A 19684-nucleotide genomic window follows, 5' to 3' on the forward strand; every position below is an offset into this window, starting at 1 on the left:
GGAAAGCCGTGAGGGTGCTCAGGATGGAAGCGCAGCGGCCTGTGAGGCGGTCGTCGCACACTCATCCCCACCCTGCAGCGTGGACCCGACCACTCCGAGGGTCTGTTCGTCGTGCCCGGAAGGTCACTGCTTGCTGCTCGCACCCCGCCGTCCCCGCCACCGCGCGGAGTCCGTCGCCCGTCCCCGGTGGTTCCGCGGCGTCGCGATGGCCCTCGCCGTGCTCATCCCCACGACCGGCGTCGCGCTCGGCACAGAGGGCGTCGCACAGGCCGCGGTCGTGCAGTGGGGCGTCGGCGCCGACCAGGCACCGAACTATCAGGCGACGGTCAACGGCGACTTCACGATGACCGGCAACGGCGTGCTGGCCTGCTCCGGCACGGCCCTGACGGCGACGGGCACCAGCGGCACCTGCACCGACCTGCACGCGAACGCCGTCGGCTCGTCGACCACCACGTCCTACAACGACTACTTCAAGATGGTGAACTCGAACACCGTCTCCGGCTTCACCACGAACTCGTCCACCGGCACGCTGACCATCCCCGCCGGCGCGACGGTCGCCAAGGCCTTCCTCAACTGGAGCGCCAACACCGGCGTCTTCTCCGGGACGCAGAACGTCACCTGCTCCGGGAACTCCGCGAACGGGTCGCAGTGGTACGCCACCCGCCCCGACGCGGCCGCGGGCTACCGCACGCAGCCGGCGCAGCTCAAGGTCGGCTCGTCGGCGATCCGCTCCGTCGCGCCCGACGCCCTGCTCGAGGACCCCGCCTCGCAGGCCAGCGCGCTCTACTACTCGGCCTCCGCCGACGTCACGAACGCCTTCGCCGGTGCCGCCACCGGGTCGCCCCTGTCGATCAGCGCCGGCAACGTCTGGGCGGCGGTCGGTGCCGGCTGCTACGCGGGCTGGTCGCTCACCGTGGTGTACGACTACGGCCGCTACATCGCGGGCAACGCCAACTCGGCCCCGCACAAGGTCATCTACTACCAGGGGCACGTGCGCGAGGCCGCGTCGGACAGCCCCCTCACCGTGAACTTCACCGGGTTCTCGGCGCTGCAGTCCGGCGTCAGGTTCGGGTACACGCTCTACGAGGGCGACCGCGGGATCACCGGCGACTACATGCGGTACACCCCGCAGGGCGGGTCGCCGACCGAGGTGCTCAACACGAAGAACGCCGGCGGCAACATCGGCGTCGGCCAGGCGGACGGCTCGGTCCGGTACACGCAGACCGCCGACACCACCGCGTTCACGAACCAGAGCGTCGACGTGCACACGCAGACGCTGTCCGGCGTCGACAAGGGCGACACCGCGATGACGCTCACGGTCGGCACGAGCGGCGACTCGTACCTGCTGCAGAACGCGGTGCTGTCCGTGCCCACCGCGGCGCTCAGCGTGTCGAAGACCCTCGACGGCACGGTCAACGACCAGTTCCGCACCGCGACGGAGAACACCGCCTTCACCATCACGGTGACGAACAACGGCTCGGTCGCGCTGACGAACATCCAGCTGACGTTCCCGGACACCGAGACGTGCACGCCGTCGACCACCATCGCGGGGCCACTCGCCGCCGGGGCCACGGCCACGGTCCGGTGCACGGGGCCCCCGCCCACGGCGGCGTCCACCACGAGCTCCGTGACCGCGACCGCCCAGGTGGCCGGTGACACCACCGTCACCGTCAGCGACACCGGCTCGACGAACACCTACCTGTCGTCGCTCGCCCTCACCAAGACCTCCGCCCTGGCCTCCGGCGCCACCGGCAAGGCCGGCGACACCGTGAACTACTCGTTCACCGCCACGAACAACGGCACCGGCCCGCTGACCGGCGTCGCGATCACCGACCCGCTCTCCGGGCTCTCCGCGCTGACGTACGGCACCTGGCCGTCGGGCACGAGCGGGACGCTGCAGCCCGGCCAGGCCGTCACCGCCACGGCGACCTACACGCTCACCCAGAACGACGTCGACGCCGGTTCCGTCGCGAACACGGCGACCGTCACCGGCACCGACCCCGACGGCGGCCCGCGCCCGACCGCCTCGGCGTCCCGCACGCAGCCGCTCACCGCCGCGAACACCCTCGCGCTCACCAAGTCCGGCGCCCTGGCATCCGGGTCGACCGGTCGTGCCGGCGACACCGTGAACTGGTCCTTCCGCCTGACGAACACCGGGGCGCAGACCGTCACCGGTGCCACGATCGCCGACCAGCTCGCCGGCGTCTCCGCGATCTCCTACGGCAGCTGGCCCTCCGGGACGACCGGCCGGCTCGCGCCGGGGCAGTCGGTGACCGCCACCGCCACGTCGACGCTGACGCAGGCCCAGGTGGACGCCGGCTCCGTGACGAACCCCGCGACCGCCTCCGGCCGCAGCGCCTCGGGCAGCACCGTCTCCGCCCCGACCGTCACCGCGACCGTCGCCGTGCCCGCCGCCAACGCGCTCGCGCTGACGAAGTCCGGCGCCCTGGCGTCCGGGTCGACCGGTCGTGCCGGCGACACCGTGAACTGGTCCTTCCGCCTGACGAACACCGGCAACCAGACGGTCACCACCGCGTCGATCACCGACCGGCTGAGCGGCGTCTCCGCGCTGACGTACGGCACGTGGCCATCGGGCACGACCGGCACGCTCGCGCCCGGGCAGTCCGTGACGGCCGCCGCCACGTACACGCTCACCCAGACCGACGTCGACGCGGGCAGCGTCGTGAACACCGCCGGGGCCTCCGGCCGCGGCGCGTCGGGCGGGACCGTCACCGCGCCGGACGCGACGGCGAGCGTGTCGGTGACCGATGCCTCCAGTCTGACCGTCGTCAAGAACGGGAGCCTGGCGTCCGGCGCGACCGGACGGGCCGGGGACACCGTGAACTGGACCTTCACCGTGACCAACGGCGGCAACCGCACCCTGACCGGGGTGACGATCGCCGACCCGCTCCCCGGGATCTCGACGATCGCCTACGGCACCTGGGCCTCCGGGACGACCGGTCGCCTCGCTCCGGGGCAGTCCGTCACCGCCACCGCCACGTCGACGCTGACGCAGGCGCAGGTCGACGCCGGCTCGATCACGAACACCGCCACCGCCTCGGCGACGAACCCGTCCGGCACCACCGTGACGAGCGGCCAAGCGACGAAGACCGTCGACATCGCCTCGGCGCAGAAGATCGCGCTGACGAAGACCGGCTCGCTCGCGAGCGGCGCCACCGGCAAGGTCGGCGACACCGTGGAGTGGCGGTTCAGCGCGACGAACACCGGCAACACCACGCTGTACGGCGTCGCCGTCGCCGACGAGCTCGCCGGCATCTCGGCCCGCACCTACGCGTGGCCGGGCGCCGCCGGACGGCTCGACCCGAACCAGACGGTCACCGCCACCGCGACCTCGACCCTCACCCAGGCCGACGTCGACGCCGGCAGCATCGTGAACACCGCCACGGCGGCGGGCAACACGCGTGCCGACGGCACCGGCCAGTCCGCTTCGTCGACGACGACCGCGGCGGTGTCGCTCTCGCGTGCCCCCGGCATCGCGATCACGAAGACCGGCGCGCTCGCCTCCGGGACGACCGGCGCCGTCGGTGACACTGTCACGTACACGTTCACGGTCCGGAACGCCGGCAACACGACGCTCACCGGCGTCGCCGTGAGCGACCCGCTCGCCGGGCTGTCCGCGCTCACGTACTCGTGGCCTGGCACGAGCGGCCGCCTGACGCCGGGGCAGACCGCCACCGCGACGGCGACCTACGCGCTCACCCAGAAGGACGTCGACGCGGGTTCCGTGCAGAACACCGCGACCGCGCGCGGCACCGCACCGGACGGCTCGACCGCGACGAACGCCGCGACCGCCCGCACCACGGTGCCGTCGGCACCCGGCATCACCGTGTCGAAGTCCGGTGCGCTGGCCGCCGGTGCGACCGGCGCCGCGGGCGACACCGTCGACTACACGTTCACGGCCCGGAACACCGGCAACCAGACCCTCACCGCGGTGACGATCAGCGACGCCCTCGCCGGCGTCTCGACCGTCACCTACGGCACGTGGCCGTCCGGCACCGCCGGCACGCTCGCCCCCGGGCAGACCGTCACCGCGACTGCGCGCTACGCGCTCACCCAGGCCGACGTCGACGCCGGCAGCGTGGTGAACACCGCACAGGTGTCGGCCCGCACGCCCGCCACGACGACGATCACCGCGAGTTCGCCGAACACGTTCCAGGTCCCGTCGAACGGCACCCTGTCGTTCGCGAAGACCGGCACCCTCGTCGGCTCCGGCACCCCCGCGGCCGGCGGCGCGGTGGACTGGACCTTCACGGCCCGCAACACCGGCAACGTCACGCTCACCGGCGTCACGATCACCGACCAGCTCGCCGGGATCTCCACCGTCACGTACGCCTGGCCGGGGGCCACTGGGCGCCTGGCACCGGGACAGACCGTGACCGCGACGGCCACCTCGACGCTCACCCAGGCGCAGGTCGACGCGGGCACCGTCCGCAACACCGCGACGGTCGCCGGCACGACGCCCCGCGGCACCGCCGTCAGCCAGGCCGCAGCGGCCACGGTGTCGGTGGACCGCACCGTCGCCGTCAGCGTCGCCAAGTCGGGAGCGCTCGCCGCCGGTTCGACCGGCACCGCGGGCGACACCGCGACCTGGACGCTGCGGATCACGAACACCGGCAACACGACGCTCACCGGCGTCGGCGCGACCGACTCGCTCGCCGGGCTCTCCGCGCTCACCTACGGCACCTGGCCCTCCGGCACCGCCGGGACCCTGGCGCCGGGCCAGACGGTCACCGCGACGGCGACCGGCACCGTCACGCAGGCCGACCTCGACGCCGGTTCGGTCACGAACACCGCCACCGCGACCGGCACCGGTCCGTCGGGTACGACGACCGCGACCGCCCAGGGCTCCGGGACCGTGCCGCTCGCCGGCAACCCGGCGCTGACGTTCACCAAGGCCGTCGCCACCGGCGCGGGGTACAGCGGCCGCGCCGGCGACACCCTCGACTACTCGTTCCGCGCGACGAACACCGGCAACCAGACGCTCACCGGCGTCGGCATCACCGACCCGCACGCGGGCCTCGGCGCGCTGACGTACCGGTGGCCGGGCACGGCGGGGCGCCTCGCTCCCGGGCAGACCGTGACCGCGACCGCGTCCTACACGCTGACGCAGGCCGACGTCGACGCCGGCACGGTCGCGAACCGCGCCACCGTGTCCGGCACGAACCCGCAGGGCACCGCGGTGAGCACCCCGGCGACCGCCGCGCAGACCATCGCGCCCGCACCCGGCATCGCCGTGGCGAAGAGCGCCGTCGTCGGCGGCACCGGTCGGGTCGGCGACACCGTGACCTACCGCTTCGACGTGTCGAACACGGGCACGACGACCCTCGGCGGCGTCGGCGTGACCGACCCGCTGTCCGGGCTGTCCGGGATCACCTACGGCACCTGGCCGTCCGGCACCGCGGGCACGCTCGCCCCGGGGCAGACGGTCCGCGGCACCGCGACCTACACGATCACCCAGGCGGACGTCGACGCGGGCAGCATCGTGAACACCGCGTCCTCGGCGGCGACCACGCCGGGCGGCGGCACGGTCCGCGCGACCGGTTCGGCCACCGTGACCCCGGCCTCCGGGGCCCCGGCGATCACGCTGGCGAAGACCGAGCGCCTGGCCACCAGTGCGACCGGCGTCGCCGGCGACACCGTGCGGCTCGGCTACACGATCACGAACACGGGCAACCAGACCCTGACGAACGTGACGCTCACGGACGACCAGTCCGGGCACTCGGCGTTCGCGTTCGGCACCTGGCCGTCCGGCACCGCCGGCACGCTCGCCGTCGGCCAGTCCGTCACGGCGACGGCGACGTACACGCTCACCCAGGCGGACGTCGACCGCGGCCGGGTGGCGAGCGACGCCACCACGACGGGCGTCTCGCCCGGCGGTGTCGAGGTCGTCGCCACCGACACCGGCTCCGTCGTGCCGAAGCGCACGCCCGGGGTCGCGCTGACCGAGACCGGGTCCGTGACGAGCGGCAACGGCGGCGTCGGCTCCGTCGTCACCTGGACGTACCAGGCGACGAACACCGGCACCGTGACGCTGACGGTCCCCGAGGTCGTGCACGCCCTCGGCGGCACCGTCACCTACGCGTGGCCGAACGCGCCGAACACCCTGGCCCCGGGTGCGACCCTCACCGCGACCAGCACCTCCACCGTCACCCAGGCCGACGTCGACGCCGGGTCCCTGGTGGACACGTCCTCGGTCACCGGGACCGCGCCCTCCGGCACCGACCCGGCGACCGTCACCGCCACCTCCGCCGCCACCGTGCGCACCTCGGACGCGGCGCCCGGCCTCGGCATCAGCAAGGTCGAGACCTTCGACGCCGACGGCTCGACGACCCGCGCCGCCGTCGCCGGCGAGCAGGTCGACATGCGCTACGTCGTCACGAACACCGGCAACGTCACGCTCACCGTCGTCGGCGTGCAGGACGCGCAGCGCGGTGTCTCGAGCGTCGTCTTCGCCGACGGCGACACGACCATCACCCTGGCACCGGGCCGTTCGGCCACCGCCACGGCCACCTACTCGCTCAGCCAGTCCGACGTCGACGCGGGCGGCATCCGCTCCGCGGCGACGGCGTTCGGCACCACGCCCGCCGGCACCCGCGTGACCGCGTCCGCCACCGACGGCGTGACGATCACGCCGCAGCCGGCCGTCGCGCTGACGAAGACCGCACGCTACGACACGAACGCCGCCGGTGCCGTCGAGAGCGGCCGCGTCGGGGACACCGTGGTGTTCTCGTTCCTCGCCACGAACACCGGCTCGGTCACCCTGACCGGCCTGACGCTGCGGGACCAGCTCGTCGGCCTCGCCACCGCGACCCCGATCGACGGGACCCCCGCGCTGCGCGACCTCGAGTGGTCCGGCGGCAGCGCCGGCTCCCTGGCCCCCGGCGAACGCGTCCGGGCGACCGCGCGGTACACCGTGACCCAGACCGACGTGGACGCCGGCAGCATCACGAACACCGCGACCGTCGCCGGCACCACGCCGTCCGGCGCGACCACGAACCGCGACGCCACCGTGACCATCGCCACCGCGGCGGACAACACCGCGGCGATCGGCATCGTCAAGCAGGCTTCCGTCCCCGGGTCCGGCACGCCGCAGCCCGGCGACCCGGTGCTGCTCGGGTACACGGTGACGAACACCGGCGACTTCTCGCTGACCGGCGTCACCGTCACGGACGACGGCGCCGACGCGGGCTCCGTCCGCTACGGCACCTGGCCCTCCGGCACCGCGAACCGCCTCGAGCCCGGCCAGACCGTCACCGCCACCGCGGTGCACACGCTGACGCAGGCCGACATCGACGCCGGCTACGTCACGAGCCCGGCGCGCACCACCGGCACCCCGCCGACCGGTGCGGCCGTCACCGCGACGAGCTACCGCACGGTGCCCGTCACCCAGGTGAACACGTTCGACTTCTCAAAGAGCGGCGTCCCCGCGGGCAGCACGGCCGGGGTCGGCGACCGCCTGACGTTCACGCTCACCGCGCGGAACACCGGCAACACGACGCTGGACCTGCTCCAGATGACGGACCAGCTGCAGGGCGTCGGCGTGCTCGAGTACCGCTGGCCCGACCCAGCGGCCCCGGGGGTCGTGCCGCCGGGCCAGGTCGCCACGGCCACCGCCGCGTACACGATCAGCCAGGCCGACGTCGACGCCGGCAGCGTGCTCAACAGCGCGAACGCGATCGCGAGCCCGCCGACCGGCTCCGCGATCACGCGGACGACGACGAGCACCACCGGGGTGGACGCCTCGGCCCCGACGATCACGCTCGACAAGACCGAGGCGCTGGCCGACGGCGCCGTCGGGGTCGCGGGCGACACCGTCCGGTTCGGGTACACGATCACGAACGCCGGCACCACGACCCTGACCGGCGTCGCGCTGACGGACGCCCAGCCGGGCCTCGGCACGATCACCTACGGTGCGTGGCCGTCCGGCACCACCGGGTCCCTCGCACCCGGTCAGTCCGTCACCGCCACGGCGACGTACCGCCTGACCCAGGCCGACGTCGACCGGGCCGCGGCGGACACCGCGGACGGCGTCGCGCTCACCAGCGTCGCCACGACCACGGCGACCGACCGGCGCAGCGGTGAGGCCGTCAGCGCCACCGACGACGGCTCCGTGACGCTCGCGCCGACCTCGGGCATCGCCACCCGGAAGACCGCCGCGACCGTCGGCGGCGGCAGCATCGGCGCCGTCCGCGCCGGGGACGTCGTCCGCTACACCGTCACCGCGACGAACTCCGGGCAGACCACGCTCACCGACGTCACCGTGTCCGACCCGCTCCGGGGCCTCGGCACCCCGACCACCACCTGGCCGAACACCACGGCGGGCACGCTCGCGCCGGGGCAGGCCGTCGTCGTCACCGCGGACCGCACCGTGACGCAGGACGACGTCGACGCCGGGTCGATCGCGAACACCGCCACCACGACGGGCACCACGCCCGCCGGCACCACCACGTCCGGTTCGGGCACCCGGACGGTCGTCACGACCCCCGGCGCGCCCGCGATCACGGTGCAGAAGACCGAGGCACTGGCCGACGGCGCCACCGGAGCGGCCGGCGACACCGTGGAGCTCACCGTCACGGTGACGAACCGCGGCGACGTGACGCTGACCGACGTCGCCGTCGCCGACGGCCAGCCCGGCGTCTCCGCCGTGCGCTTCGACGCCTGGCCCTCCGGCACCGCCGGGCGCCTGACACCGGGACAGTCGGTCGTCGCGCACGCCACGTACACGCTCACCCAGCAGGACGTCGACCGTGGCGGGGTCGCGAGCACCGCGACCGCCACCGGCGTCCCGCCCCGGGGAGCGACGGTCGCGGCCTCCGACGACGCCGGCGTCACGGTGACCCCGCGCGGCGCCCTGACGGTCGACAAGACCGGCACCCTCGGCGGCGCGACCGGCGCGGTCGGCGACACCGTCCGCTACGGCTTCCGCGTCACCAACACCGGGAACGTGACGCTCTCCGGCGTCGGCGTCGCCGACGTGCTCTCCGGCGTCTCCGCCGTCACGATCGACGACTGGTCCGGCGCCGCCGGGCGGCTCGAGCCGGGCGACACCGTCACCGGCACCGCGACGTACCGCGTCACCCAGGCCGACGTCGACGCGGGCAGCGTGCTCAACGACGCCACCGTCACCGGCAGCACGCCGGCGGGCGACACCGTCACGGCGTCCGACGCGGCGACCGTCACCCTGGCTGCGGCCGCCCCCGGCATCCGCCTCGACAAGACCGAGCGCCTCGTCGACGACGCCACCGGGGTGGCCGGCGACACCGTGCGCCTCGGGTACACGATCACGAACACCGGCACGGCGACGCTGTCCGGCGTCGCGCTGACGGACGCCCAGGCGCGCCTGTCCGACATCGAGTTCGGCACCTGGCCGTCCGGCGTCGGCACCCTCGCGCCCGGGCAGACCGTCACCGCGACCGCCACGTACACGCTGACCCAGGCGGACGTGGACCGCGGCACCGTCGGCAGCACCGCGACCGCGACGGGCACGAGCCCGCGCGGCACCGAGGTCGCCGACAGCGCCCAGGGGACGGTCGCGCTGACCGCGCCGGCCGCGGTGACGCTCACCAAGGCCGCCGCGTTCCGCGACGGGGGGACCGGTCGGGTCGGCGACACCGTCGACTACACCTTCACCGTCGTCAACACCGGTCAGGTCACCGTCGACGGCGTGCGGGTCGCGGACCGGCTCGCCGGTCTCGGCACCGTCTCGGTCGGGGCCGGGCCGGACGGCGACGGCTCGCTCGCCCCCGGGCAGTCGCTCGTCGCCCGCGCCGCGTACACCGTGACGCAGGCCGACGTCGACGCCGGCAGCGTCGTCAACAGCGCGACCGCGACCGCGACGCCGGCCCGTGGGGACGACGTCACCGCCGCGGACAGCACCACCGTCCGCACCTCGGACGGCGCCCCGGCGGTCGGGATCACCAAGACCGAACGCCTGACCGGCACCGGCACGCCGACAGCCGGCGACACCGTCCGCCTCGACTACACGCTGACGAACCGCGGCAACCAGACGCTCACCGGCGTCACGGTCACCGACGCGCAGATCGGCGTCACGTCGGTCGCGTACGGCACCTGGCCGTCCGGCACCGCCGGTCGCCTGGCCCCCGGGCAGTCCGTGACCGCCACGGCCACGTACGTGCTCACCCAGGCAGACCTCGACGCGGCTCGCGTCGAGAGCGCCGCCACCGTCTCCGGCGTCGCCCCGACGGGAGGCACGGTGCGCGCCACCGGCGCCGCCGGCGTCGACCTCGCCGCGGCTCCCGGGCTGTCCCTCGACAAGCAGGGACGGCTCGCGCCCGGCGCCACCGGCGCCGCCGGCGAGGGCATCCGCTACACCTTCAGCGCGACGAACACCGGCAACGTGACGGTCGAGCTCCTCGACTTCCGCGACCGCCTCGCCGGGCTGAGCGACCCGACGGTGAGCGACTGGCCCGGTTCCGTCGGCGTGCTCGCGCCCGGCCAGACCGTCACGGCCGAGGCGACGTACACGATCCGCCAGTCCGACGTCGACGCGGGTTCCGTGGTGAACACCGCGACCGTGGTCGGCCGTGCGCCCGACGGGTCCGACGTCACCGGCACCGACGGCACCACCGTCGAGACCGCCGCGTCCGGACCGCGCATCGGCGTCGTCAAGACCGCCGTCCTCGCCGACGGCGCGACCGGCCGCGCCGGTGACCGGGTCGAGTACCGCTACGAGGTCACGAACTCGGGCAACGTCACCCTGACCGGCATCGACGCCGTCGACGACCAGACCGCCGTGTCCGCCGTCGTCTTCGGCGACTGGCCGACCACCGCCGGCCGGCTCGCACCGGGCCGGACCGTCACCGCGACGGCCTCGCACGTGCTCACCCAGGCCGAGGTCGACGCCGGCATCCTGCGCAGCACCGTCACCGCGACGGGCACCGCACCGGGCGGCACGGACGTACGCGCCACCGACACCCGGGCCGTCACGATCGCACCCGCGCCCCGGGTCGCGTTCTCGAAGACCGCCGCGTACACCGACGGCGGCACCGGTCGCGTCGGGGACACCGTGCGGTACACCGTCCGCGCGGAGAACACCGGCTCGGTGACCCTGCGCGACGTGAGCGTGACCGACCGCCTGGCCGGACTGTCCGCCTTCACCGCCGACTGGCCGGCAGCACCGGGCACGCTCGCGCCCGGTGCCGTCGTCACCGCGACCGCCGAGTACACGGTCACCCAGGCCGACGTCGACGCCGGCAGCATCGTCAACCAGGCCGTGGCCTGGGCGAGCCCGCCGACCGGCGCGCCCGTCACCGCGACCGACGGCACCACGCTCCGCACCGCCGTGCCCGCCGACGGGATCGCTCTCGTGAAGGACGAGCGCGTGACCTCCGGCACCGGCGTCGCGGGTGACACGGTCACCTTCACCTGGACGATCGCGAACCCCGGCAACCGCACCCTGACCGGCGTCACCCTCGACGACGACCAGTCCGGGCTCGGCACCGTGTCGTACGGCTCGTGGCCCGGCGCCGTCGGCACGCTCGCACCGGGCCAGGCCGTCACCGCCACGGCGACGTACACGCTCACCCAGGCCGACGTCGACCGCGGCTCGATCAGCAGCACCGCGACGACGACCGGCACCGTGCCGTCCGGCGAGGTCGTCACGGCGACCGCGACCGGAGCGGTCGACACGGTCCGCACCGGCTCGTGGACGATCGCCAAGTCCGGCGCCCTGGCCGACGGGGCCGCCGGTGTGCTCGGCGACCGCATCGACTGGACGTACCGCGTCACGAACACCGGCACGGTCACGCTGACCGACGTGGTCGTCGGCGACGACCTGCCCGGCGTCACCGCGCCCGTCGTCACGACGTGGCCGAACGGCACCGCCGGCACGCTCCGCCCGGGGCAGTCGGTCACCGCCACGGCCCGGTCAGCCGTCACGCAGACCGACGTCGACGCCGGCAGCGTCGTGAACCGCGCGACCGCGGACGCCCGGGTGCCCGCCGGCGTCATCGACCCCGGTGCCCAGGACGACTCCGCGACGGTCGCACTGCGGACCTCGACCCAGCAGGTCGACGTCGTGAAGACGGCCCGCCTGGCCGACGGGTCGACCGGACGCACCGGCGACACCGTCGAGTTCGGCTACGTCGTCACGAACACCGGCACCGCGACGCTGACCGGGGTCGCCCTCACCGACGCGCGCCCCGGCACCTCGGCGATCGCGGTCACCTGGCCGGGACGCGCCGGCGTGCTCGCACCCGGCGAGTCCGCGCGTGCCACGGCGACCACGGCCCTGACGCAGGCCGACGTCGACCGGGGGACCCAGGCCTCCACCGCGACCGCGGCGGGGACCGGACCCGGCGGCGCGACCGTCACCGCGACCGACTCGGCGACGGTCCGCATCCCCGCGGCGCCGGCCCTCACGCTGACCGAGCAGGGGACGCTCGCGCCCGGGGCCACCGGCGCCGTCGGCGACACCGTCCGCTGGACGTACGTCGTCACGAACACCGGATCCGTCACGCTCGACCGCACCGCGCTCGAGCAGCAGCTCGGCGACACCGCGGCCTTCGGGACCTGGCCGGGCACCACCGGCGAGCTCGCGCCGGGACAGTCCGTCACGGCGACCACGACCTCGGTCGTCACGCAGGCGCAGTTCGACGCCGGACGGGTCGTCAACCCCTCGACGGCCACCGCCACGGCGCCCGACGGCTCCGTCGTCACCGCCGACGCCTCCGCGGCCGTCGAGACCGGCCCCGCGGCGGCACGCATCGGCATCACGAAGACGGCCGCGCTGCCGGACGGCGACGCCGCGCCGCGTGCCGGGGACGTCGTGACGATCACCTACCAGGTGACGAACACCGGGACGTCGACGCTCACCGGCGTCGCGGTGCAGGACGCCCAGGCGGGGGTCGGGGACCCGACGTACGACTGGCCGGGCACCGCCGGAACGCTCGCACCCGGGCAGGTCGTCACCGCCACCGCGACGGTGACCCTGACGCAGGCCGACGTCGACCGCGGGTCGGTCGGCGGGACGGCGACCACGAGCGGCACGCCGCCCACCGGCGACCCCGTGCGGGCCGACGCCGGCGCGACGCTCGTGCTGCCCGGCGCGCCGGAGCTCGCCCTGACGAAGTCCGGTGCCCTCGCCGACGGCGCGACCGGTGCGGTCGGCGACGTCGTGGACTACCGCGTCACCGTCCGGAACACCGGCACGACCACGGTCCGCGACCTGGCGGTCACCGACCCGCTGCCCGGGCTCGGCGCGCTGACCCTGCCCGACGGCGCCGACGGCACGCTCGCCCCCGGCGAGACCGTCACCGGCACGGCGCGGTACACCGTCACCCAGGCCGACGTCGACGCCGGCAGCGTGGTGAACACCGCCACGACGACGGCGAACCCGCCGACCGGCGACCCCGTGACCGCGACCGGCAGCGCGTCCGTGCCGCTCGGCTCGGCGACCGCCGGCGTCACCATCGAAAAGCGGCAGCAGCTCGCCGAGGGCGCAGCCGGTCGTGCCGGTGACCGCGTCGAGTACGCCTTCACCGTGACGAACACCGGTGCCGCCACCCTGCGCGGCGTCACCGTCGCCGACGGGCAGGCGGGCCTCGGGCGCGTGACGGTCACGTGGCCGGGCGAGCCGGGGGTCCTCCGCCCCGGGCAGGTCGCGACGGCCACCGCGGTGTACACCCTGACCCAGGCTGACGTCGACCGGGGCGCGGTCGCCAGCACGGCGACCACCACGGGCACCGCGCCCGACGGCACCGTCGTCCGCGACGAGGACGCCGGCACGACCCCGGTCACCGGCACCCCGGGGCTCACGGTCGCGAAGCGCGGCGAGGCGACCGGCGCGGCCGTCCTCGGCGCCGAGGTCCGCTGGACGGTCGAGGCGACGAACACCGGCACCGTGACGCTCACCGACGTGACCGTCTCCGACGAGCTCGCCGGCTTCACCACCACCGGCACCACCTGGCCGGGGCAGGCCGGGACCCTGGCCCCGGGCGACACCGTCCGCGTGACCGGCACCTCGGTCGTCACCCGCGGTGACGTCGACGCCGGCGGGGTCGTGAACACCGCCCGCGCGACCGGCACCGCACCGGACGGTGCCGGCACCTCCGCAGGCGGCGCGGCCACCGTGCCGACCGAGGCCACCTCGACGCCGCCGTCCGGTCCGCACCTGACGCTCGACAAGCGCAGCACGCTGCCGGCCGGCACCGCGGCGACGGCCGGCGACCGGGTCGGGTACACGTTCACCGTCACGAACGACGGCGACACGACCCTGACGGACGTCCGGCTTGACGACCCGATGGCCGGCCTGTCCACCGTCACGTGGGAGTGGCCCGGCACCGCCGGCGTGCTCGCACCCGGCGAGCAGACCACCGGCACCGCGCAGTACACCGTGACCCAGGCGGACGTCGACGCCGGCTCCGTCGTGAACACCGCCACCGCCGGCGGCACCGGCCCCGGTGGGGTCGTCGTCGGCAGCGACCCCTCGACCGCGATCACCCCGACCGCGCCGACCGGGACGACGCCGCCGACCCCGCCGACCCCGCCGGCTCCCGGCGACGGCGTGGGCGGACTGACGGTCACGAAGACCGTGCAGTACGCCGAGGGCACCGACGGGCGGGTGGGCCAGCAGCTCGTCTACGGCTTCACCCTCGTCAACACCGGCACCGTCACGCTGCACGACGTGCGCGTCGACGACCGGATGCCCGGGCTGTCGGACGTCGTGTACGGCGACTGGCCGGGCACGCCGGGCACCCTCGCACCGGGGGAGCGCGTCACCGCCACCGCGACGTACACGATCAGCCGTGCCGACGGCGCGTCCGGTAGCGTCGAGAACAGCGCAACGGCGATCGGGACGCCGCAGCCCGGGGCCCTGCCCGGGAACGACCCGATCGTGTCCGCGCCCGACACCGTCCGGATCGAGGTCCACCCGGCCGCTGGGGTCCCCGCCCTCGCGTTCACCGGTTCCGACCCCGTCCCGGCCATCGCCGTCGCCGCACTCCTGCTGGCGCTCGGCATCGCAACGGCGGCCCTCGGGAGCCGCCGCCGCACCCGGAAGGAACACCGATGACCCTGCGCCCCACGCGCTCCCTGCCCGTCCGCCTGCTCGCGATCGCCGGCGCCGCCGCGCTCGGCATCGGCCTGGCCGGTTGCTCCGGCGGCGACGGGCCGGACGGGAAGGCCTCCGGGACGGCGACCGCGCAGGCGACCGCCACCGAGCGTCCGGCGATCACCGACGTCGACACCCCGGCGGGCGGTGACGGCGAGTACGTCGGCGCCCTGAAGGACGTCCAGGTCAGCTCGTGCAAGAAGTCCGGCTCGGAGTGGGCCGTCGAGGGCACGGTGGAGAACCCCGCGAAGAGCGCGCAGGGCTACCGCATCTACGTCTCGCTGCTCAAGGGCCAGTCCGACACCCGGGCCGTCAAGGAGGTCGACGTCGACAGCGTCGCCGCCGGCGCCTCGGACGACTGGTCCACCACCATCGGCACGTCGGAGAGCGGACTGTCCTGCGTGCTGCGCGTGGAGCGGTTCGCAGCCTGAGACCGGCCCGGCCCGGACCGTGCCACCGCTGCACCGCCCCTCGGACACCGCTCACGTGAGCGGTGCCCGAGGCGTGCCGCGACACCGGGTCGAGCGACCACGGCTGCTCGCCCGGATCGAGAGCGCGCTGCAGACCGGTCGACCCGTCGTGGTCGCCGGCCCGCCACGGTCCGGCGTCACCACCCTGGTCCGGCACTGGGCGTCGGAGACCGAGCGGACCGTCGTGACCGGGCTGACCCCCGGCGAGCAGGACGCCGCCGCCGTCCTGGTGGTCGACGACGCGCACCTGTTCGGTGCCGAGGGCCTCCACGAGCTCCTCGCCCGTGCCACCGACGTCCCCGTGGTCCTGGCCGGTGGCGCGGGCCCGACGCTCGACCGGATCGCCGCGGACACGAACGCGGTCGTCCTCGACGGCGCGGACCTCGCCTTCGACGCCACCGAGGCCGCGACCCTGCTCGGGCGGAGCGTCGGCGTCGTCGTCGCCCCGGTCGTCGTCGCACGCACCGTCGACGGCGTCGGCGGGCTGGTGGGCGTGCTCGCCGCCGCGGCCGCAGCGGTCGCCGCCGAGGACCGCCCGCCCGTCGACCTCGGCAGCCGCTTCCACGCCGCCGTCGACACCGCCACGGCCGACTGGATCGACACCGTCGAGGACTGCGCGCTGCGGAGCTTCGCCGAACGCGCCGCCGTCGTCCGGTCGGCGCCCGTCGCGTTCCTCGCGGAGCTCGCCGACGACCCGTCGGCCGACCCCGTCGCGCTGTGCCGTGCGGCCGCGGCCGCGGGCCTCGGCTCCGTGCGCGGGCAGGGCTTCACCTGGTTCGACGCCACCGCCCGGGCACTCCGCGCCTCCGGCTCCGCGCGCGACCCCGACCGGCAGCGCGAGGTGGCGCGACGCGCAGCGGCCTGGGCGATCACCCACGACGACACCGTCACCGCCGTGGACGCCGCCGTGCAGCTCGACGACCTCGACCTGCTCTCCGACGTGCTGACGACCGCGTGGACCCGGCTCACCGGGCCCGGCGCCCCGACCATCGCGCGGCTCCTCGACCCGGTCCAGCCCCGTCGGGCCGCCCGGTACCCCGTCGTCCTCGCCGCGATCGCTCGCGCCGAGTCCACCGCCGACCGGCACCACGCCCGGGCGTCCCGCGTGAACGCCGCCGTCGTGCCCTCCGTCGCCGCCGTCATCGGCACCGCCCACCCGGCCGAGGCGGTCTTCCTCGCCGCGATCGAGATGCAGTCCCGTCGCATCACCGGCGACGACGCCGGCGCGCAACGCGCGGCGGACGCGGTCCGCGAACGCCTGGATGCGCTCGACGCGGCGGCCGCCGACCGACTGGCACCGCGCCTCCCGTTCGTCCTGCAGCAGCTCGCAGCCACCGCGCTGACCGCGGGGGACGTCGAGACGGCGCTCGCGACCCTGGTGCACGTCGAGCCGACCGACGGACCGGACGGAGCGCTGCAACGCGCCGCCGCCGACGGGCTGGCCGCCCTCGTGCACGCCCTGGCCGGCGAGGTCGACGTCGCCCGGCGACTGCTCTCGGTCGACGGCGTGCTCGACCTGCCCACCGGCGCACTGGCGAGCGCCGTCGTCGCGCTCGAGGACGGCGACACCGCCACCGTCCTCGCGCTGCTGCACCGCGTCGACCCGCTCTTCGGGGCGTTCGAGCACTGGCCCCTCGTCCTCACCCTGCGGGCGCGCGCCACGACCATCGCCGGACGCGTGCCGCCGGCCGACCAGCTCGCGGCGCTCGACGCCGAGGCACAGCGCTACCGGATGCGGGCGGTCGCGGGCGGGGTCGGCGCCCGGCTGCTCGGACGGGCGCGCGTGCGGCTGCAGCTCGCCGCCGGACAGCTGCCGCAGGCGGAGCGAGGCCTCGAGGCCCTCGGCCCCGTCCAGGGCTGGAACGCCGCGGAGCACGTCGGTCTCGCGCTCGCCCGCAACGAGCCGCAGCGTGCCCTCGACCTCGTCACCGCCGTCTTCGCGCAGGGCGGCCGGTACGAGGCGCGGACGACCGCACTGCTCGTGCTGCTCCGCGCGGTGGCGCTGCGGCGGACCGGGGACGTGCGCGGCGCGGTCGCGTCCTTCTGCGAGGCCGTCGACACGTTCGACCGGCACGGTCTGCGCGGGGAGCTGCTCACCCCGCCCCGCGACGACGTCCTGCAGCTGCTCGAGGTCGCGGACGACGACCGGGCGCGGGCGCTGTTCGCCTCGGTGTCGTCCCTGTCGTCGGTGATGCCCGGACCCGACGTGTCGGTGGTGCTGTCCGAGCGGGAGTCCGTGGTGCTCGCACTGCTGGCCGCCCCGCACAGCGTGCCCGGGATCGCGGCGGAGCTGCACGTGTCGGTGAACACGGTGAAGACGCAGGTCCGCAGCGTCTACCGGAAGCTCGGGGTGTCGTCCCGGCGCGATGCGGTCGAGCAGGCGCGGTTGCTGGGGTTGCTGGCGGCGTAGGGCGGGGCGGGCGCGGCCGCGGGGGTCGGGGCGGCGCGCGGCGGCACGCCGGCGGCGCTTCGTGAACAGAAGGTGTCGGGCCGGGGGAGCGGACTCGACCATTTCTGCTCACGAAGTGCGCGCGGCGGGGAGCCCGTCCGCCTGCTCAGCGCGGCGGGTGCGCGGCGGGCGCGGGGCGGCGGTGCTTCGTGAGCAGAAGGTGTCGGGTCGGAGGCACCGACTCGACCACTTCTGCTCAGGAAGTGCGCGCGGCGGGGACGCCCGCCCGCCCCTCAGCGCGGCGCAGTGGTGCGGCGCGCGACGAGCCGGGGCTCGACGAGGACCTCGGTGGCGGCCACCGTGGGGTCGGCGATCCGCGCGAGCAGCCGTTCGCCGGCACCGCGGCCGATCTCGACGCTGCGGTCGTCGATGCTCGTGAGCCCCACGTAGCGCGTCGCCGCGACGGGGGTGTCGTCGTAGCCGATCACCGAGACGTCCTCGGGGACGCGGAGGCCCCGCTCGGCCAGCTCGGACATCGCACCGAGCGCCATGACGTCGTTCGCCGCGAAGACCGCCGTGACGTCGGGGTGCTCGTCGAGCAGTGCGCGCAGACCGCGTGAGCCGGCGTCCTCGGTGGGCTCCTCCGGCAGGACCGTGACGCACACCGAGGCACGCCCGGACGCCGCGGCCTCGAACCCGGCGCGCCGTTCGGCGGACGCGGCCGAGCGCGCGCCGACGAAGCCGAGCCGCGTGTGGCCGAGGTCGAGCAGGTGCTCGGCGGCCATGCCACCGCCGGCGCGGTCGTCGTTCGCCACCGTGTCCGCGCGGGGGATCGACACACGGCCGCCGGCGATCACCAGCGGCATCGAGGCCGGGATCGCCAGGTCGGTGTCCGGCTCACCGGCGATGACGATGCCCTCGACGCGCATGGACAGGAAGCCCTCGACGGGCGAGGCATCGAGCCCCGTGTTGAGGAACCGGTCGGCGACGACGAGGCGGTGGCCCTGGTCCTGCAGGGACTCGCGCAGGCCGGTGAGCAGGTCGACGAACCACTGGTTCCGGAAGTCGTCGAGCACCACGCCCACCGTCCGGCTGCGCGTGCCCGCGAGCGAGACCGCGGCCGTCGAGGGCCGGTAGTCGAGCTCCTGGATGGCCTTGAGCACGGCCTCGCGACGTTGGTCGCTCACCCGCGATGACCGCTGCAACACCAGGGAGACGAGGGACTTCGACACCCCGGCGCGCGCGGCGACGTCGTAGATGGTCGCGGGCTTGCCGTCTCCCATGATGCGCTTCGACCTCCGTTGGTTCGTGCGTCGATCGTAGCGGGCGTGCCCGGGCACGCCCCGGTTCCGCTTCGTGAGCAGGAACGGTCGGGTGCGGGGCGGCGACTCGACCCCTTCTGCTCACGATCCGCGCATGGCGGGTCCTCCACACGGGAGGCCCGGGGTGCGTCGTCCACAGAGGTCGCCTCCGCGTCGTGAGCAGTGGGCGCGGGGCGCGACCGTGGTGGTCATGCGAGCACGACCACTTCCGGCACCACTGCGCGGGCGCGCGTTCGACGTCGGTGCCGCCGACCGCGCCGGCGTCTCCCGGCAACGACTCCGACGGCGTGACCTGATCCGGCCGACCCGGTCGATCCGATGAGCTCGGGACCGTCCGCCCGACCCGGTCCGCCGGATCCGGGCGTTCCGGCCGGTCCTGGTCCCCGGGCAGTTCATCAGCCACGTCTCGGCG

At 75.2% G+C, this 19684-nt stretch carries 4 protein-coding genes; 3 read left to right on the top strand and 1 reads right to left on the bottom strand.

All coding sequences use genetic code 11. The features are described 5' to 3' along the window. Positions 1-130: 130 nt before the first annotated feature. From DEI99_RS02295 to DEI99_RS02305, 3 genes are read left to right on the top strand one after another with little or no spacing between them, the layout of a single operon-like run. The gene (locus tag DEI99_RS02295) at positions 131-15052 is read left to right on the top strand and encodes a CLIPPER-2 domain-containing protein (RefSeq protein WP_284180928.1); all 14922 of its coding nucleotides are present in this window, start codon (positions 131-133) and stop codon (positions 15050-15052) included. Beyond that, complete coding sequence (locus DEI99_RS02300; RefSeq protein WP_284180929.1) at positions 15049-15522, top strand: hypothetical protein; 474 nt, start codon at positions 15049-15051, stop codon at positions 15520-15522. Before DEI99_RS02295 ends, DEI99_RS02300 begins: the two co-directional genes overlap by 4 nt. Before the next feature lie 55 nt (positions 15523-15577). Beyond that, complete coding sequence (locus tag DEI99_RS02305; protein ID WP_284180930.1) at positions 15578-17971, top strand: LuxR C-terminal-related transcriptional regulator; 2394 nt, start codon at positions 15578-15580, stop codon at positions 17969-17971. Positions 17972-18243: 272 nt separating this feature from the next. Here the strand turns inward: DEI99_RS02305 and DEI99_RS02310 are convergent, their stop codons facing one another. Continuing rightward, positions 18244-19233, bottom strand: a complete 990-nt coding sequence (locus DEI99_RS02310) for a LacI family DNA-binding transcriptional regulator (protein WP_071256909.1) — start codon at positions 19231-19233, stop codon at positions 18244-18246. Positions 19234-19684: the final 451 nt, after the last annotated feature.

Source organism: Curtobacterium sp. MCLR17_036, from assembly GCF_003234445.2.
Taxonomy (GTDB): Bacteria; Actinomycetota; Actinomycetes; order Actinomycetales; family Microbacteriaceae; genus Curtobacterium.